At 44.1% G+C, this 19,949-nt stretch carries 15 protein-coding genes; 10 read left to right on the top strand and 5 right to left on the bottom strand.

Annotated elements, in window-relative coordinates; all coding sequences use genetic code 11:
- Positions 1-12: 12 nt before the first annotated feature.
- On the bottom strand, positions 13-1,218 hold the full coding sequence (locus tag AC3CKG_RS04925) for an MFS transporter (RefSeq protein ID WP_488528906.1): 1,206 nt from the start codon (positions 1,216-1,218) through the stop codon (positions 13-15).
- A 152-nt stretch (positions 1,219-1,370) separates the two neighbouring features.
- Between AC3CKG_RS04925 and AC3CKG_RS04920 the strand changes: the two genes are divergently transcribed.
- The 5 genes from AC3CKG_RS04920 to AC3CKG_RS04900 all read left to right on the top strand — a co-directional run bounded on the left by AC3CKG_RS04920 (position 1,371) and on the right by AC3CKG_RS04900 (position 8,902).
- Positions 1,371-2,138: an ABC transporter ATP-binding protein gene (locus AC3CKG_RS04920; RefSeq protein WP_488528905.1), complete on the top strand. Its 768-nt coding sequence runs from the start codon at positions 1,371-1,373 to the stop codon at positions 2,136-2,138.
- Between the two features lie 18 nt (positions 2,139-2,156).
- Positions 2,157-3,068, top strand: a complete 912-nt coding sequence (locus tag AC3CKG_RS04915) for an ABC transporter substrate-binding protein (protein ID WP_488528904.1) — start codon at positions 2,157-2,159, stop codon at positions 3,066-3,068.
- Positions 3,068-5,065 carry a Fe(3+)-hydroxamate ABC transporter permease FhuB gene (gene fhuB / locus AC3CKG_RS04910; protein WP_488528903.1) on the top strand — a complete coding sequence of 666 codons (1,998 nt, stop codon included), beginning with the start codon at positions 3,068-3,070 and terminating at the stop codon, positions 5,063-5,065. The genes AC3CKG_RS04915 and fhuB overlap by 1 nt, the downstream gene beginning before the upstream one ends.
- Positions 5,066-5,269: 204 nt before the next feature.
- Positions 5,270-6,226 (top strand): GntR family transcriptional regulator, encoded by a 957-nt coding sequence (locus tag AC3CKG_RS04905; RefSeq protein ID WP_488528902.1) that lies wholly within the window; start codon positions 5,270-5,272, stop codon positions 6,224-6,226.
- Positions 6,227-6,745: 519 nt separating this feature from the next.
- A complete protein-coding gene (locus tag AC3CKG_RS04900; protein WP_488528901.1) occupies positions 6,746-8,902 on the top strand; it encodes a TonB-dependent receptor in 2,157 nt (718 codons plus the stop codon).
- A 164-nt stretch (positions 8,903-9,066) separates the two neighbouring features.
- On the opposite strand, the gene AC3CKG_RS04895 is transcribed toward AC3CKG_RS04900, so the two are convergent.
- The 4 genes from AC3CKG_RS04895 to AC3CKG_RS04880 all read right to left on the bottom strand — a co-directional run bounded on the left by AC3CKG_RS04895 (position 9,067) and on the right by AC3CKG_RS04880 (position 14,148).
- Positions 9,067-9,723, bottom strand: coding sequence for a hypothetical protein (locus AC3CKG_RS04895; RefSeq protein ID WP_488528900.1), 657 nt, complete (start codon positions 9,721-9,723; stop codon positions 9,067-9,069).
- Between the two features lie 389 nt (positions 9,724-10,112).
- Complete coding sequence (locus AC3CKG_RS04890) at positions 10,113-11,588, bottom strand: trypsin-like peptidase domain-containing protein (RefSeq protein ID WP_488528899.1); 1,476 nt, start codon at positions 11,586-11,588, stop codon at positions 10,113-10,115.
- A gap of 379 nt (positions 11,589-11,967) precedes the next feature.
- Positions 11,968-12,447, bottom strand: coding sequence for a hypothetical protein (locus AC3CKG_RS04885; protein ID WP_017109992.1), 480 nt, complete (start codon positions 12,445-12,447; stop codon positions 11,968-11,970).
- Between the two features lie 324 nt (positions 12,448-12,771).
- Entirely contained in the window at positions 12,772-14,148 is a 1,377-nt protein-coding gene (locus AC3CKG_RS04880) for a CAP domain-containing protein (protein WP_488528898.1), read from the bottom strand.
- A gap of 421 nt (positions 14,149-14,569) precedes the next feature.
- On the opposite strand from AC3CKG_RS04880, the gene AC3CKG_RS04875 reads away from it, so the two are divergent.
- The 5 genes from AC3CKG_RS04875 to AC3CKG_RS04855 all read left to right on the top strand — a co-directional run bounded on the left by AC3CKG_RS04875 (position 14,570) and on the right by AC3CKG_RS04855 (position 19,625).
- Entirely contained in the window at positions 14,570-15,832 is a 1,263-nt protein-coding gene (locus tag AC3CKG_RS04875; RefSeq protein WP_065103894.1) for a metal-dependent hydrolase family protein, read from the top strand.
- Positions 15,833-16,320: 488 nt separating this feature from the next.
- Positions 16,321-17,238 carry a permease gene (locus AC3CKG_RS04870; protein ID WP_372226215.1) on the top strand — a complete coding sequence of 306 codons (918 nt, stop codon included), beginning with the start codon at positions 16,321-16,323 and terminating at the stop codon, positions 17,236-17,238.
- Positions 17,239-17,324: 86 nt separating this feature from the next.
- Entirely contained in the window at positions 17,325-17,714 is a 390-nt protein-coding gene (locus AC3CKG_RS04865) for an ArsR/SmtB family transcription factor (protein WP_017109997.1), read from the top strand.
- Between the two features lie 48 nt (positions 17,715-17,762).
- Positions 17,763-18,209: a pentapeptide repeat-containing protein gene (locus tag AC3CKG_RS04860; RefSeq protein WP_102350859.1), complete on the top strand. Its 447-nt coding sequence runs from the start codon at positions 17,763-17,765 to the stop codon at positions 18,207-18,209.
- 165 nt (positions 18,210-18,374) lie between these two features.
- Positions 18,375-19,625, top strand: coding sequence for a lipase family alpha/beta hydrolase (locus AC3CKG_RS04855; protein WP_488528897.1), 1,251 nt, complete (start codon positions 18,375-18,377; stop codon positions 19,623-19,625).
- Positions 19,626-19,949 lie beyond the last annotated feature (324 nt).

Below are 19,949 nucleotides of genomic sequence, written 5' to 3'. Positions count from 1 at the left end.
GGAAATACAAGGTTAAGCTTGCTCGGCGAGCTTGGTATTTCCCTTTATTTTTACAACATAAGTCGTCGCAAAAATCAGCACAGAAAACAGCCCACATAAGTAAATAGGATATTGAGGGTTCAAGGTTGAAGTAAACGCAAGTAATGAAGCAACGCCATAGCCTAGAGTATGAGACATGGCGATATACCCTGCGGCAGCACCCGGTGTGCCACTTTGCTTTTCAGTGGCAAACAACGTGTAAGCAGGAACAAGCAGCGCTGCGCCAATCGCCGTCACTACCATTGCCACAGCAAGCGCCCACATACTAGGAATCAAGAACATCACAAAGCCGACCACCAAAGCAGAAGCGCCACAACGGTACATAAAAAGCGGCGTCAGTTTATCCTTTTTGATAACCAAGAGTTGAGTAGTAAAAGTACACGCGGCACCGATGGTTAAAAGAATGCCAATCGCATCACTTAATTGATCAGTTGCCCAATGGGTGATCGAATAAATCAATGGAGAGAAACTGTATTGCAACAACGCGACTGCCGCACACAGCAACAATCCACTCGATAAAAAAGGCAATAGTGCCCTACTCGGCAGCCAAGGCGATGGAACCTTGCTACTCGCTTGTTCTATATTCATTTCTGGTGCTGGCAATAACATCGCTGCGATTAACGCCAAACATGGTAATAAAACCATGATAATCATAGGCGCATAAGGTGAAAACTTTAACGCAAGAATGGATATAATCGGGCCAATCAATCGACCAGCACTTAAGCCAATACTCACCGAAGTAATAGCCTGTAAACGGTTTCTCTCACCACACAACAATATCGCCCAATGTTGACTCGCGGGCACCATTCCAGACACCGTACAACCATAAATTATTCGCGCCACCACCAGTCCAATCAAACAAAACACTAGTGCCTTTTCTTGGTCACTGTTCATCGCAAAAAAACACAAAAAAGCAAAGCTGACGGCCATGCCTACCAATGCCTGAATGACGACTTTTTTCGGACCATGTTTATCGCTCTGTCTTCCCCAAAAAGGCGCAGACGGCAGAAATAATATGCTTCCTATTGCGATAAGAATCGACCACGTAGGCAAGCTGAATGCAGACTGTTCCACAAGAAAAGGTAGAGAAACGAGTAAGCCGTTTTGCCCAATTCCCATTAGGGCGGCAGCAAGACCAATGGTCATTAAGTGGAATTTTTTATTTTGGATAACAGACATAATATCGAAGGCGCTAGAAAAAGTTGGAATGCTGAATAATAGGAAATATCATAAAAAATGATAAATTGATTGATTTGGAGAATCATTATCATTTGAGTTTCATTATGTTACATTAGCGGCTAGTAGCCTATAACTCAACTCTATATTGCATTATGTACAAACTTACCAATGCCTCGTTCGAAATCGACGGTAAGACGATTCTTTCCCCTACCAACTTAACGTTTGAACCTAAAAAGATCACCACTTTGTTGGGTCATAATGGATGTGGAAAATCGACGCTGATTAAACTGTTGAGTAGACAAAACACACCCTCTGAAGGTGACGTTTTCTTCGACCAGCAGTTGCTTTCATCGTATAGCAATCTCGAATTTGCACACCAAGTTGCTTACCTTCCTCAACATCCCCCGATTACCGATGGTGTGACAGTTCGTGAACTGGTTTGCTTTGGTCGTTACCCGTGGAAAGGCGCATTTGGACGTTACAGCCGTGACGACTACGCCATAGTAGACGAAGCGATTGAGAAAGTTGGTTTGAACGCCTTTTCAGATCGATTTGTTGCGACACTGTCGGGTGGTGAAAGACAAAGAGCCTGGGTCGCAATGCTGCTCGCTCAACAAAGCCAATGCATTTTGCTTGATGAGCCAACCTCTGCACTCGATGTCGCACATCAACATGAATTGCTTGCCTTGATCAGGGAACTCAACCAGACGTTAGGGTTAACCGTTATTATGGTCCTGCATGATGTCAACATGGCTGCCAAATTCAGTGACCATTTGATTGCGCTTCATTCCGGAAAAGTCATCGCTTCAGGCTCTCCGAAAGAATTGATGACGCCTGAAACGCTGATGCAGATCTACGGCATGGAACTGGCGCTCTTTAAACACCCTGATACAGGGCAACCTATTAGTTACATCCCTTAAATACAAAAGGAATCGGTTGTGAAAACGTTCATAACACTACTGTGCACATTATTCGCTTTTAATGCTCTTGCTATAAAGAGTGCCCTTGCTTTAGAAATCACACACGACATGGGCATCGCCTCTTTCGATACGACGCCGAAAAAAGTAGTGGCACTAGACTGGGCTCTTACAGAAACCGTGTTAAGCCTAGGTGTTGAACTAGAGGGTATTGCAGACGCCAAAGGCTATCAACAATGGGTAGTGAAACCCGAACTGAATTCAAACGTGACCGATGTAGGTTCTCGACGTGAACCGAACCTTGAATTGCTGACCGAACTCAAACCCGATGTCATTTTAATCAGTGAACATATGTCGGCGGCTTACCATCAGCTAAACAAAATCGCTCCGGTATTGGTTTTCAGTATCTACAGTAAAAAGAAGCAGCCATACGAATCTGCAACGTCAATTACTCTGTCTTTAGGGAAGTTGTTCGACCGAGAACAACGCGCTCAACAAGTAATTGCAGAAACAAACACGCGACTCCGTGAAAACGGCGAAAAAGTGCGTGCGGCGGGTAACTCTGAGAAACCGCTGATATTCGCTCGCTTCATTAACGACAAAACATTACGAATCCACAGCCAAGGTTCACTTGCGCAAGCGACCATCAATAAGATGGGGCTGAAAAATGACTGGCAAGAGCAAACTAACCTTTGGGGTTTCAGCACGGTAGGAACGGAAAGACTCGCTGAGCACCAAAAAACCAATGTCATGCTATTTGGCCCTCTTCAAGAAGAAGAGCGAAAACAACTGACTCTATCTCCTCTTTGGCAAGTGATGGAATTTACACGTACAGATTCAGTTTACGAATTTCCTAGTATTTGGACCTTTGGTGGACTTATTGCCGCTCAAAGATTTAGTGACCACATTACAGAATTACTAACCCAAGAATAATGGCTACCATCAAGCTCGAAAAAACCGTCACTGAACGAATCAATATCAAAACAGCAGTGCTATCGATCGCTGTTGTTTTACTGATCAGCGTACTTCTGCAAATAACCGCTCCATATTCACAAGGGGTTGGGCTCATCTGGGATACGCTTTTCCATTTTGATCCTTCAAACTATCAACACTTAATTACCCACCTAACGTATTTACCTCGGCTCACCGTTGCACTGATTTGTGGATTCGCGCTTGCGGTTGCTGGGTGTGTGATGCAGTTTGTGTTACGTAACCCGATAGCCTCACCCACCACGCTTGGTGTTGCTGCGGGTGCTGAACTGGGTATGGTTTTGGGGATCTTGTTAATTCCTGCCAACCTTGCCATTCCCGGTTTCATCCCAGCTTTCATCGGAGGTTGCCTTGCTACAGGCTTGGTCTTTGCCTTAAGTTCTGCACGAGGATTTTCACCGCTGCACATGGTACTCGCAGGTATGGTTGTTAGCCTATTTTTGGGCTCACTCAATACCATGTTGCTCATGTTGCATGAACAACAACTCACCAGTATTTTTGTGTGGGGTGCAGGTGTACTGAATCAAAACGACTGGTCAAGTGTTCAGGTTCTCATTCCTTTAGTCTCTATCCCTACGCTATTACTACTGGTATTTCAGCGACCGTTGTCTGCGCTGCAATTTGGCGACAATGTCGCGACTTCACTTGGCGTAAACATCAAACAAATCAAACTGCTTTGCTTATCACTGGCGATCTTTATTACTGCCGCGGTAGTCAGTGAGGTTGGCTTGATTGGATTTGTTGGAATCGTCGCTCCCGCCATCGCTAGACTGATGGGCGTTAGAGCTCTTGCAAAACAGATTCTGGTCAGTGGTTTGGTTGGTAGCTTGATCTTGCTGATTGTCGATTTAGTGATTCAGCCATTCTCAGGAGTCGGTGGCGAATTACTGCCAACCGGAGCGATGACGGCTCTGCTTGGTGCTCCCTTCCTATTGTGGTTACTGCAACGTACCAAACTGCAATCCGACTTAAAAAACCGTAGTGAACACGTCGAGTGCTACAAGTTAGTCGATACGCGTAAAGTGCTGGTGACCATGTTCCTTCTACTCGTTGTCATTTGTACTGTTGCTCTTACGTTTGGTAAAAACCAGTTCGGTTGGAGTGTCGAATTCCACCAATCACTGTTCGAATTACGTTTACCACGTGTGTTGGTTGCATTATTAGCGGGAGTTGGGCTCGCGTTTGCCGGCACCATTATTCAGCGAATCTCAAATAACCCGATGGCGAGCCCTGAAGTTTTGGGGATCAGCTCAGGCGCCGCGCTTGCACTTGTTCTCGGCACGCTCTTTGGCACGGCAGTAGGGCGAGAAGAGCAAATGCTGCTCGGCACGCTAGGCGCGACGTCGGTGACGGCATTGGTTTGGTTTATGGGTAGAAAACACAATTTCGCTCCCACTCAAACCTTGTTAACAGGTATCGCGCTAAGTGCGGGGCTCGACGCTTTGCTACGCATTGCGATGAGTTCTGGGAACGAGAATGCGACGTCCCTGCTCACTTGGCTTTCAGGCTCTACCTACTTAGTCGCCAATCAAGACGTGATGTTACTCGCGATTGGTGTTGCTATCGTTGGCGCTGTGGCACTGTCACTGAATCGTTGGATAGAGCTCATTAACTTGGGTGACGTCACCACAAGTAGCCTCGGTATGAACACAACCTTGGTTCGCTTGGCATTGCTTTTGTTGGTTGCCGCGCTAACGACGCTTTGTACTATTGTTATTGGCCCACTGAGCTTTATCGGATTATTAGCACCGCACATGGCTCGCTCGCTTCACCAGTATCGCGTTATCCCTCAGATGCTCACAGCAGCATTGTTGGGCGCGATTATTATAGTGGCTGCCGATTGGATTGGTCGTACTTTGTGGTTCCCATGGCAATTCCCAGCAGGGTTATTGGCGTCTCTGCTCGGTGGCGGTTACTTCCTCTATCTAATGAGAAAATAGGCATATACGGAGAAGTCACTTTCTCCGTTTGAAATCCCCGTTTGAAGCCAGTGCTTTAAGCGGGGCTCGCTTTTCGCTCACCCATTAACACGCTTGCCAACAAACTTATCAGCATTGTCTTTTGGCCACAAAAACACAATACATGGTATTCACCTGCTTTTCTGTTTACCATAGGATCAAGCATAAACACACTTTTTGAGCCTTATGGACATAACTACAATTACAAAACTCCAACAAGATTTACTGTTTAAAGTGATCACTCGCCTAAAAGCTGAGGATGCTAAAGCGGGCAGCAGCCTGAACGAATCGTCGCTAGCTCAACAATTCGAAGTATCCAGAACACCCATTCGCGCGGTGTTAAAGCACCTATCGACTCAAGGTATAACTAAAGTTGTTCCTTACAAGGGTTCGGTGTTGCAAACCGACGCCGCAGATATCGAAATTGCAGGCCAAGACAGCGATAAACAGTCTCGACAAGATCAATTATATCTCCGTGTTTTGATGGATCTGTTTTTTAGCGAGCTCGGCAGTTCCTTTTCCGAGAAGGAACTGCAAGAACGTTACGATGTGAATCGTGGTGAGATGCAAGCAGTCCTTCGCTTATTAGAAAATGACGGTATTTTTCGCCGCAGTCCGGGCTACAAATGGCAACTTGATGGCGTGTTGAACACCCTAGAAAGGCACACTGAAAGTTATCGATGTCGACTAATTTTTGAACCCGCAGGTTTACTTGAACCCACATGGGCATTGGATAACACTGTGATGGAAAGCTGCCGCGATAACCATGTACAAGCCATTGCTACGCCAGAATCAGTCACTGCGAGTCAACTCTTTGCACTCAGTGCCGAGTTTCACGAGCAACTTGCGGCGTGTTCGGGAAATCGCTTTTTGCTGGCTACCATGCAGCAACACAATCGCCTCCGTAAGGCGACCGATCTAGTCTCAATGCACATTCAATCCTCGGTGACTAAGTCGTGTCAGCGTCGTCTTGCGATCATTGAGTTAGTACTAAAAGGTGATAATCAAACCGCATCCACTCAATTGGCTGAACTATTAGAGAACGACATTCGCGTGATGAAGCGCACCTACAACGACGTCATGAATGTATCTCAAGCTCAGCAAAAAAGTTTGATTGATAGCATCATGGCAAAAAACAGTTAATCACTGGGGCAGACAACAACCGCTGCCCCGCTCACTACTTCATCATCTCTCTACCCTATCTATCAAGCCCTATACCTTATGCACCATTGCATTCCACCAGAAAGATGACGACCAAAAACCACACTCGATAAGCCTTCTTTTCACCGTGCAACACCAAGCCATTACCCACAAATTTCAAATCTATAAAATAAAATTGCATTTCAATATTGTATTTTCGCAACAAAAACACAATAATAATGATTCTTATTTAGAATTGATAAGTATAACGATTACAGTTCGTACTTTGATTAATGTTGAGTTGACCACTGAAACGACAAAACATGCAATCTCGGAAGATATCGAGATGAATGACTTTGAGGTGATAAGCAAAGTCACCAAGGTTGAACAACTTTCTAATTTAAGACACTTCATTTTTATTGCCGATAGATAAAAACGAACACTTATTTGCTTATAACAACAAAGCCATCGCACAAATATGAGTCTTTGTGCCGCCTTTTATTGATCAAGATTGAGAACAAAATGAAAACCGAAAAAGGAAGTTTCAAGCTTTCCACCGTAGCCCTAGCGATTGTCGCAGCGAGCACAGTGTTTACAGCCCAAGCGCAAGAATATACAAGTGAAGAAAAAATGGTGGTCGTCTCTAGCCGCACCCCTAAAGCGATCAGCGATATCCCAGGAACGGTGTGGTATATCGATTCTGACCAAATCGAGCAAGAATATCGTGGTGGTAAATCTCTTGGAGAGATCCTGTCAGCAACCATTCCTTCGCTAGACGTAAGCAGTGGTGCTCGCACCAACTACGGCCAAAACCTTCGCGGCCGTAAGATGCTTGTAATGATTGATGGCGTTTCGCTGCAGTCTTCTCGTCAAATCAGTCGTCATCTAGATTCTATTGACCCATTTAACATTGACCGCATCGAAGTGTTATCGGGCGCGACCTCTATCTACGGTGCAGGCGCTTCAGGTGGTGTCATCAATATCATCACCAAGAAAGCTCAAAGTGAAGAACTGGAGTTTGAATCCTTTGTGGGTGGTTCATCGGGCTTCAATTCAGGTGAAGATTTCGATTACAAAATCGGTCAATCTATCTCTGGTGGTAATGAAACCGTTCAAGCTCGTTCTTCAGTGGTTTACACCGAGACACAAGGTTTCTTCGACGCCGATGGCGATATTGTTACCCCTGATATTTCGCAAGGTTCACTTCAATTCAACAAGACAGTCGATTTCCTAACAACTGTTGGCGTCAACCTGTCAGAAACCAAGAAGCTGAACTTCCTAGCACAATATTACGATAGCCAACAAGACTCGCCTTACGGCCTATACATTGTTGGGCGTGACTTCGTAGACGTACGCAAAGGGTTTGATTCTGACCGCGAACACGGTACTGAACGCATTATGCTAAGTGCCTCTTATGTGGATGAGCAGTTCTTAGGTCACCAACTGATTGCTGAAGCTTCGTATCGTAAAGAAGACCAAACCTATACACCTTATTTCCAATCTTCTGGTCAACAGATCACCGATGTTATCTCTTTAAAAGCGGCATTGGCCAAGAGCTTCAATAAATTCAACATTGTTTACGGTATCGATGCATATCAAGACCAACTTGATAGTAACCAAGCACTTTACGATCCAACCATTGCTAATAATTCGGGTAACTTGATCAACAAGACTTACGCACAAGTGGGTCGCTATGCAGGCGTTAAAGTCAGCTCAATCGCGAGCTTTATTCAAGCCGACTATGCGCTAACCAATGATTGGACCGTAGAAGGTGGTTTCCGCTACCAATACATGTCGAACAAGATTGACGACTTCGTCGGTTACAGCCAGCAAAAGAGCATTGCAGCGGGCAATGGCACATCAGCCGATGCCGTTCCTGGTGGCGAGACCGATTACACCGTTGGTTTATTCAACTTAGGTACGATTTACCATCTGACCAACGAATCTCAAGTATGGGCTAACTTCTCTCAAGGTTTCGATCTTGCAGATCCGGCGAAATACTACGGACAAGGCGACTACACATTGGTTGGCGATCACTGGCAACTTAACGACAGTATTAACGTGAACGACTCGAAAATGTCTGGTATCAAAACCAACAGCTTCGAGCTGGGTTACCGCCTTGATACTGGCGAACTAAACCTGCAAACAGCGGCGTACTATTCGCAGTCTGACAAGTCAGTGAAATACGACAAAAACACACTGCTTATCGAAGAAATCGACGATAAAAAGCGAGTCTACGGTTTAGAAGCGATGGCATCTTACTGGGTGCATGAGAGCATTCAGATAGGCGCATCAGGTCACTACGTGATTTCAGAAGTAAAAGGCGATGACGGTTGGAAAGACTTTACCGCGGGCGAAGCCAGCACTTCAAAAGCCAATGCTTGGGCAGGTTGGTATGACACAGACCTTTCTGTAAAAGTACAAAGCCAGACCATGTTTGATTATGAAGACGACGATCAAAATGAACTAAACGGCTACACCGTGTTTGATTTAGTCGGAACTTACCAACTTCCTGTCGGTAGCTTAGGTTTCGGTATTCAAAACCTACTGAATAAAGACTACACCACCATTTGGGGTCAACGTGCTCAAATCGTCTACTCGTCACATTACGATTCAGCAGCGTATGACTACAAAGGTCGTGGCCGAACTTACAACGTAAACTACCAAGTTAAGTTCTAACCGAGTACTCATCAGAAATATAATTAAAAGGGTTGGTATTAATACCAACCCTTTTTCACAATTAGGTGTGACTTAGCTTAATTAGCGTATGCGAATAGACGTTAATTTCAATATACATTCTAAGGAAATTCTAACTTTTAAATTATTAACTATAAGAACATTTATTAAATTGCATGAAAACTAACAAGACGCTCGCTGTAACCCAAATTAGCCGGGGTATGATTAATTTCCACTGTAATATTACCAGAAAGCTCACCGTCGGCCTTATATACAGGGCAAGATGCTATATCTGACAAGTATGACTCTTCCGTAGGCGCACTAAAGTAATAGATTTTTTGTAAGTTACATTCGCCTACCTTCATTCCCAAAGCTTCAACTTCCGAGCGCTGACGGTAATAATTTGGGCCAATGTCTAGAAGGTATTCAGGGCTATGGGTATAGATCTCGCTGGTATAATGCTCAGCAAATTCACTCTCAGCAATGAAGTTTTCATTCTCCACGCTGTAAAGAATGTTCAAGTGCCAATAGAGCAATTCAGATTCATCACTCGTTGATTGACCCGGTTTAGAATACACACATTGGATCTGACTGTGAGGAACATCTAAACCTTGATTAACTTGAATATCATTACGAAGCGTATTGATACCACAGCGATGCAGTGCAAAACCCTCTTGCTTCATCGACTCGTTAACTTGGTTAGTTGATTGGTATTGAACGTAGACACCTTTAGGTGATTCACCTGTGATAACGTTACTATTATCAGCAAAAGCAAATGGACTTAGGCAAGCAGTTACAGACACTAGAGCTATTGTTTTTTTCATTATTATTTCTCCTTTATGATGGCGTCAGGAAAATAACCCAGAAACAAAATATGAAACATAGTGCTTATTGATATTTGTGATCTAGATTAAAGCAATGATTGGTTTAATGAATATTAAAGATCTTAATTGAGTCTGTTTTATATCTAGAACAGACAACACCTCAAAAATATAATGGTTAATTGGAAAGATGATTATTTTAAAGAACATCTACATTTCACCAGCATTAACTAATCAATATTTAAACCAACTTAAAAATTATTAATCATTCTGTTTAATTATCAAAATAAAAAAGACGAGCCTATATGACTCGTCTTTTTATTATTAATTTAGTCTAACGTATTGGCTCGATAATGACCGTTATATAAATAGAGTTATCGAGTTAAATATGGTTATTGCGATAAAGAAAGAGACACACCAGAAAAACTGCGGAACGCGTTAATCATAATGTAAAGGTCTTCATCAGCCTTAAGTACATCGCAAGACTCGAAGTTGCCGGAACGATACGGACGACAGTCATAGTCACTTTTCGTTGGCTGTTGTCCTGAACGAATGTATAGGTCGGCATCCCCAATACCAGACTTAATAGTAATGGTGGCACCAGCAGTAAGATTCACCGCCTTAAGTACAAACAGTTTTTGGTCGCCTGAGGTCAGTGCGAGATCGGAGACTAAGCTATCTAAAGTTACTTCTGGGATCTCATTCTTAGGCTCACCAACTGAGCCGTTAGGTAGCTCGTCATTGAAATACGAAGCCACTAATGGCCAAATTTTACTGATTTTTACGCCTTGGTTTTCGCAGCCTCCGAAATGATGTAAAGCAATGGCTTTGTTGTTATCGGTTCGCAGAACAGGTGACCCAGACGAACCTCCAATCGTGTCACAGAAATAGCCAGTATCCGTCTTTGATCCTCGCCCATTCGCTGAAGCCACATCGATCTGACACAATCCTGAACCATTTTGATCACTCTCAATAGCGAGCTCTTTCGGCTTACCCGCCCCGTGTTGAGGAATATAAATCCCGTCACCAAACATCGGCTCTTCAGCGTCTAACCCTAGATAACCAAACGACGCTATCTTTGAAAAATCATCGACGGTAAACAGTGTGTAATCCAGATCATAATCGGTGCTGAGTATTTTATTCCCCATCACTTTGACCGTTGTCGCCATAGAACCATCACACGTGCGACGCTGATAGTTAAACCATACCTCGGTATTTCTCAGCTCAGACTCTGATGCGACACAATGGTTATTAGTGAACATATGGTTGTCTGGCCCCACACGCCACGCGGTACACAAGCTGCGACCATTAATGAGCAGCCTTGCAACAGGTGTTGTCCAAGCCACTTTATCTGCATGAGAGTCTTCCCAGCAAGCAACATCTTTCCGCTCATTCACACCACAGGTCGATAGCGTCGCTAAGGCCTCTTCGTCTGCACTTTTACCTGCCATGTAGTAATCAATTTCAAACTGAACATGCTGACCGTTTGAATTGGCGATTGATTCAATGACAACAGAATCACTGGAAATCGATTGAGCGAACCAATCTATTTGGCTGTCACGGTACTCCACAACCTCACTACTGGTGCTTGACTTAAGACGTAACACGCTGCCTTTCGGAACAGTAAGAGACTTGAAGTGAAGCTTAATGAATGACGCACCAGCGTGTTCAAGTTGCAGTGTGTGTATACCACTCGATGTCTCAGCCAGTTCTTGGTTCGACAACTGATATTTCACTTCATCGGCAATAACCGGAAGATATGGTTGAACGGGAGGATACGGTTGAACGGAAAGGTTTAGTTGTGCGTTAACGAGCGAAGAAAAGAACCATATTATCGCAAGCCCAAGGTTAGATAAGATTACTTTCATTGGATTTCCTTTATCGGTTTGTGGTGTTCCCTTCACAAACATATGTGTAAAAAACAAATATGACACAAAATGCACATTGCTTTTTGAGTAAAGAAATATCGACACTAACGACAGTTTTTGGATTTCAATGAGATAACGCTCTATTTCGCCTGTTTTGGGCATAGTACCTGTACACCATAGCGTCCTAAATAAAACGAAAAAGAATCATGACGTTGTTATGGTTTTTGCTAATCTGAAGATAAGTTCGGCAGAGCTCTGTGCGGGATACTTTGTACTTTGATTGGCGGTTAATACATAAAACAAAAAAGGGCTAGCAAACCTGCTAGCCCTTTTCAGTTAAGAGTTCGTTTCAAACTCCCGAATTCTATTCAGCTGTCGTTTAAGCTGTCTTTTCGTTCAAGTTTGAATCTTGTTTGTCATCAAGCGCAAAGTAAACCTTAGATACAATCACTTCAGCAATCAGAATCGTAAATACCACGGCGAAGAACGCCACCACACCATTCCAAGGGCCAGTAAAGCTCACCTTCTCACCGAACAATAAGTTAATCGCTTCTAGCATCACGAACTTTGAGCCGACCAAGATGATGTAAGTCGTGATTGCTCGGTAGACTTTAGGTGCTGTACCCGGCTTGCTCTTAAAGTGCTCAGCAATTTTATGTTCCAAACCAATAGACAGCTTCAACAGTAATTGCAGTAGAACCGCGGCAATCAGAGAGATAGTAAAAGACTCAATATTTACGAAATCCCAGTACTCATCAAAGAAGTTAAGTACTACTAAGTCCACCAACACGGCTAACGTGTAACCGACGAATAGACGTTGTGGAGTGTTGAAACCGTAAACTTTGTCTGATTTAGTCATTCTGTCTCTCTCTAATTTGATAAGTCGCCTTGATTTGAAATACATCTTACCGTTCGAATCAGAGCAAAACTTACCATTTGATGACACCACTCAAAATCAGTCACAACATAAATAAATCGTCATAGTGTCATCGCTACTTTCACCCTCAATAATCCTGCTCGGCCACCTATCATTATTAAGTAAAGTGCCTCTATTAAGTAAAGTGCCACTGTTGAGCAAAGCGCCACGGTTGAATAATGTGCCACGGTCGAGTTAAATGCCGCTGTCGAACAAACAGACAAATGCGGCACTAAACGGATTCCCCCTATTCACACACTCAGCGAGTTAGTTGAAATCTTGCGTCCAATAAGACATTTTCGATGAGTCTGACTTACTGGTTTTGTATCCAATGCCCATCTTTGTGTGTCGACTGTTCATCACGTTTTGGCAGTGACCTTCGTGACCAGCCCAACTATTAAGACCAGCATTGTTAACCTTCCCATCGCTTCGCGGACTGGTGTAACCAAAGATAGGAATCACAGCCGAGTTCGATGAGAGAACAAACGCATTCTGGCCAGAACTGTTCACAACAAAGTGACCTTGAGCATCTCTTAGGTGTTGCTCATCTGAGTTCAATTGAGCATTACTCGCTGTGTTACTGTCCCAAGCGATAGGCGCTACCGGTGGGTAATTACCACTCGAAAACGATGAACCAAAGGCATCACAATAACGCTGTGTCGACCTCGCACAATTTGTCGAGATAACAGATTGGTACTTAATACTGTTCTGGCTTAGATCGTCTGGAATATTCACAATTCGACACCATCTTTCATCGGCAACGCCTTGGCCAGGCATTCCCCAAATCGCACCATTCAACAATTGATTTGAATCTAGTGATGAGAAATCGATAAGAGTGTCGCTATTAAGCTGGTCGAGATCCAAATCGATCTTTCCTGATGAAGCGTTCAACTCAAAGATCGAAGCCCCAACTTCTTTTGCTGCTGCGTTAATCTTGTCGCGCTGTAACAACTCCCAAGAGTCACCAAACCGCTCTTTTGACTGCTGCCCATAAGCCTGAGCGATAAAATCATAAGTGGGTAAATTAGACTCTGCTCCGCTCCCATCTTTGAAAACGACACTGCCAACGGTTTTAAACTCCAAAGAACTGTCCAACACCGCATTGTTAAACACATACGATCCCAAGTGCTCACTAGAACAAGAGTTGCTTTGCATATCGTATCGATATTCAGAAATTGTACCGTCTACGAGCAGTTGATGATTCTTCCTTTGCGCGCTTAACCCTGTCGTTTCGTAACAATGCCAATCGTTAACGAAGTTACTGCCATTATCGATAATGATTGTTGGTACAGCGATAGTCACATCGACTTTCTGAGTATCTCCCCCCTTAAATGCAGGCAGCTCATTTTGAACGGCAATAGATGAGAAATTCCTGATTGGATCCGTTTTTTCAACAAAGCCTTCGATAGCAAAAATCATAGTGTTACTGAGCGCCTTAATATCTGGCTGCTGAGACACGACTGTTGACGGAGAGTCGGGGTTACCTGAATTACTTGGATTACTTGGATTACTTAGATTACTTAGATTACTTGGAGCATTAATGTTGTTTGACGTTGTGCTGTCACCTCCTGATGAACTTTCTCCGCCACAACCAGCAATAATCAATGCGAGAAGCGCCACTGCCGAGATATTTTGTTTTTTCATGATTGAATCCTTAACCATATGCTTTTCTTGGTATCAGGATGTTGCCTCATTGAACGAATTTAAATTTCAGGCCAATGTCAGAGCCCCTAAATACTGACATCGAGTTGACAATTTTCGAGGTATTGTCAACGCGAAGTATGTCTTATTAATCAATGAACTAATTCAATATTTTGGCTTATGCCGTGCTGTTTCAGGGCCGATTGCGGTTCGGTAAATTGGCTCTCAACGCACGGTAACGACGATTTAAGGCAGCGACGATTAGAATCCCCCTTAGCGTTCAAAACAAAGCAGCACTTAAAACAGAAAAAGACACAAAAAATAAGCCTCGTCATTACGTGTCATCAAATGGCCATTTTTCGCCTCTCGCAAACCCTATGATTACCTCATCAACAAAATGACTCATACCAAAGAGGTGTCGAATATGAACAAGCTAATTATTAATGCCAACGTGTTTAACGGTGTCGATGACAAACTTATCGAGAACGTCTCCATCCTTATTGAAGATAACTTGGTGACTAAGATTGGTCAGATAGATCCAGCGGTCGCTGATGAAATCATTGATGCGAAAGGCGGCACGGTAATGCCCGGCCTGATTGATGCGCACGTTCATATTACCCTCTCGGCATCATTCAATGTGATTGATACCATGACTCGTGAAGAAGTGGCGATTCGCTCTGCGAAAATTTCAGAAGAGATGTTAATGCGCGGCTTTACTACCATTCGTGATGTGGCGGGTAACACGCTTGGTCTTAAAAAAAGCATCGATAATGGCTACGCAACGGGCCCAAGAATCCTGCCTTCAATGGCCGCAATTTCGCAAACCAGTGGACATTCAGATTACCGCCAAAACCAAGCACAAGAACGTTTGGCCAATGGCCACGAAGATTCACCAATGATGAAGCTAGGTGCGATGAGAGTCGCCGATGGCCGCTCAGAAGTATTGAAAGCGGTGCGTGAACAACTGTTTATGGGCGCGTCACAAATCAAGATCATGGCCGGTGGCGGTGCATCATCCACCTTCGACCCATTAGACACATTACAATTTACTTCCGATGAAATGGAAGCTGCTGTTCAAGCCGCTTCAGATTACGGAACCTATGTGGCTGCGCACATCCATACTTCTGATGCAATGCGTCGAGCAGCTGAAGCGGGCGTGATGTCATTTGAGCACGCGACGATTATGGATGACGACATTGCAGAGATAATCAAAGAGAAAGGTATTTGGGTGATTCCTTCTTACTTTACCGCTTCATTGATTGCCGAGCGTAAAATTCCATTGCCGAATGAAGAGACGTATCGCAAGACAGAACGCGTAGGCAAAGCCATGTTTAAATCGGCAGAGCTTATCAAAAAACACGATATCCAAAACATTGCCTTTGGTACCGACTGTGTCGGTGAAACCAACGTGCATGCCACTCAGTTGAACGAATTCGGAGCGATTGAACAAGTGTTCGATACCATCACCGCGCTGCGTATGGCGACCTCAAACTGTGGACGCCTGTTCGAGATGTCGACTTACCAACACCCTTACCAAGAAGGCAAATTAGGTCAGATTGTTGAAGGCGCGTATGCCGACCTATTAATCATCGATGGTAACCCACTGGAAGGTGTGGCGTGTGTAGCCAACACCGAGACTCAAAAGCTGATCATGAAAGACGGCAAGGTGTATAAGAATAACCTTTAATTAATGTGGCTGGTGCTGTGATGAATTCATCATGGCACCTTTTTTACTGCACTCTCCTTTCACAAATTCATGTCTGTTCTCTATTTACACCTGCATTCACAGAATAGAATGTCTCCGATACCCTTTTTTTGGAGCCTAATACCCGAACTAAGTCCCAATCTAGTCCGCCCGAAACTAACCTAATCCACAGTTCGGCCATTACCCAACACACCCAAAAAGCAAAACTTTCCCATAAGATCTCCGCTTCAGCGAAAAAATCACGCCCACACACCAACGCCTGAACCAGTAGCTTCTTCCGTTGCACATAAAATCTAATTATATGATTTATATAAATTATCTATCTGTGAGCCCTATCTATTCGAGAGACGAACCTACGACAGAACCGCGATTTTAATACCTAATTCCTCCCCAATCAACAAATGCATACTTGCACAAATATGCATGTGATCATATTATCCAGCTTCTTTCACTTGCTAGAGATTCCAATTTTGGATACTAAATTATTAATTGCGTTTAACGAGTTCTTTTATGTAGCGAAAGGCTTAGTCCTTATCATCGCCATCGTGTCACTGCTAACTGGCATCATGCGTGAATACATCCCTCAAGAAAAACTCCAAGCAACGCTAACTAAACACGACAAATGGGGAACCCTGTTGGGCGCGCTGTTTGGCATGTTGACGCCATTTTGTAGTGCGGCGGTTGTACCTGTCACCATGGCAATGGCGTCGATGGGTGCATCATTAGGTACGGTGATGAGCTTCATCATCTCAGCGCCACTGTGTAACTTCATTGTGTTGGCGATGGTGTATGCCGCGTTCGGATTGAAGATCACCGTGGTGTACTTCTTGGTAACCTTTACCGCAGCGGTACTGGGTGGCTACTTGATCTCCAAGTCGCCTTGGAAAAATGAAATCAAACGTGCCGACGAACTGGAAGACAACAAAGGGAAAGGATGCAGCAGCAACGCTTCAACCTGTGGTGGAGCACCCTCTTCTGCATTAAGAATGCGTAATGCCATGGGCGGCGCTTGGTCTCTGTTCAAACGAATCATCCCATACGTATTGTTGGGTGCGGCGATCAGCGGATTCTCTGCGGTTTACCTGCCTGCGGATCTGGTAGAGAAGTATGTCGGTGGCGATAGCTTCCAATCGATAGTGGTGGCTTCATTAATTGGTATTCCACTTTACCTACGTATCGAAATGGCAATACCGCTACTTAACGTATTAATTGCTAAGGGAATGGGCTTGGGCGCAGCACTTGCATTAATTATCGGTGGTACTGGTGCAAGTTTGCCTGAAATCGCGCTAGTATCAGCAGTTCTAAAAAGAAAAGCCGTAATCGCGTTTGTTGGAATCGTTCTAACCACCGCCGTCGTTGGTGGCGCCATCTTCCAATACGTTGTGTAGAGACTTACACTTTGTAAAAACGACAAAATAGAAACTTCGCGCTGCTCGTATTGAGTGGCGCTATTCGTTGAAAAGGTAACCACCACGTGGATGAAAAATATATTGATGCATTAAAAGCCCTGTCGGAACCCAATCGCTTACGATTATTCTGGCTGTTTCTGCATGTGGATGAATGCATGGCAGTGGCTGAAGCCATGGACATCATTGGTGAGACCCAATACAACGTCTCACGTAACCTAAAAATGCTCTACAAAGCAGGCCTGCTCAACCACGAAAAGAAAGGTAAATGGGTGTTCTACACATTAAAAGAACAAAACGCCCCTCACTGCAAAGCCTTGGTTGATTCAGTCAGACACTTACCGGAAGACGACTTCAAAGAAGTAGTGAAACGTTGCCTGATTCGTTTATCAATGAGAGTAGATGGAGAATGTGTCGTAGGCCCAGACAGCGAAGTGTGGCACAGCAAAATTAAGTAATACCAAATCAATAAGCGATATCGAACAACTGAAAGGGTGGCGTGAAGTATGAACAAATACACTCAACAAGAGCTTGATTCTATTCTTGAACAACACAAGTTATGGCTAGAAAACCAAGGTGGCGAACGAGCACAATTGCGTAATGCCGACCTAAGTAATCTAGCACTTCAAAATGTCGACCTGCGTTGTGCCAACCTAATTCGCACCAATTTTAGCAGTACGGATTTGTCGGGCAGTAACATGAGTGAAGCGGACATCACCTACGCCAATTTCAGCCACGCGACTCTGAATAACGCGATTTTCCAAGATGCGGATTTACGTAACGCCGACATGAGCAACACACAAATGCACAACGTCGATTTACTGCGTGCCGACTTGTTTCGCACTGACTTCAGCAATGCTCAAGTTAATGACGAAGCGTTCAAACGAATCGACATCCGCAACACCATTATTGAATTGCGTAACCCTAACCAACAGTGTTTGTCATCTAAGTAACCAAGATAGTCGCAACATTACCCTTCCAACATCCCCAACAAGCTCATACTCAAGACAGAATGTGATCAACCAGAATGGATAAGATAACTCTTTGTTTTATTGCTAATGTTAAACACAGGATGTGAATTCAAGGATGAAGCTTGTCGATATGGGGATGAAATTGAAATGAGGCGATTATTTACTGCGCTGTTAGCCAGTTCAGTGCTGTTACTCAGCTCTGTGTTGTCAGGATGCGGAAACTTTAGAAATCTCTCTCATGAGATGGACGCGATCGACTCAATTACCGACCAATACACCATCACCTTGAGTCAACCAGCCTCAGACTCTGCCGTGGTTATTGAACAAATTAAAGACATCAACAAAAGCGAAGTTGATGGCTACGACGGCATAATAGACAGCGACAGTATTCAGCTACAGCTATCAAACGATATCCACTACCTACTTATCTTTGAAGATAGAAACCAAGACTTAACCCTACAAGCTGACGAACCATTCAGTGTGATCAACCTTCACGACCACCAAGACAAATCGACAATCGACGTTTCGCTAACCGTTAATGAAAATACACTGCCAAGCGCCTTTGTTGATCGCTCGTTGTCTTCCCTCTTAAAAATAGAATTAGACCTCGTTGAAATAGGCACCGTTGTGAGTTTGACGGACCAACCTTTTGAAAAAGAGAACGCGAATCTCGGCATGTGGCAGCCGCTGACATTTTTGCTCGAAAATAATGCCGGACTCTATTTTCTTTCTGAATACGACCCAAACAAAACCCCTATCCTATTTGTGCATGGCATCAATGCGACCGCTTTAGATTTCGCTCCTCTCATTGAAAAGATCGATCAGTCCAAATATCAAATCTGGGTATTTAACTACCCTTCGGGCTTATCACTCTCTTTGAATTCAAAAGGCTTGAATAACCTTTTGCATACTATAGTGACTGAATACAAGATTCAAAAAATGCACGTGGTAGCCCATAGTATGGGTGGCTTGATCGTCACAAACAGTATTCGTCAGTGTCGCATTGGCCAGCTATGTGATTTTGTTAGCAGCATCACTACCATCTCTTCCCCATTTGGTGGCGTAGCATCAGCCAAACAAGGAATAGAATATTCCCCCGTCGTAATGCCAGCTTGGGTCGATTTAAATCCAGACGGCAAATTCATCGCCGATTTATTTGCGGATAACAAGCCAACCCACACCCCACACTTCTTGGCGTTTGGTTACAACTCGGGCGAGCTGTTTAACACCAAAAGTAATGACGGCGTCATTAGCCTATCAAGCCAGTTGTCACGCCCAGCTCAATTGAATGCCGAACAAATTCTTGGTTACGACGAAAACCATTTAAGCATTTTAGATAACGACGACCTGTTTGAAGATCTTTCTGAGTTTTGGTTGAGAGCAGAACAAGCAAATTGATCACTACCTTTAAGCGCACTAGACGGCGTGGGCGAATCTACCTCAAGCGTCACTGGCCCTTACGCAAGCGAGCTAATGTGGGGACACCCAAGCGAGCAAGTTTAAGGTAAATCGGATACGAAAAATGGAACGCTCAGGCATTCCATTTTTGTTTGGATGAAGCGAAATGCTTTTCTGAATTGAGAGCGTTGATATCCCGTGCGTTCGGGCTGATTTCAACCCCCCTCCCCCTCTAACTCCCCCTCATGTTAAGTTCATCAACCCCTTTAGATCTGCGACCGAGGGGGAGAACCTTCTTTAGCGCTGAAAGTGTAAATGAGCATG

Source organism: Vibrio sp. QJM3NY_15 (assembly GCF_057785995.1).
Note: the sequence above shows the minus strand (reverse complement) of the source record. Positions and strands in the feature narration are given on the sequence as shown.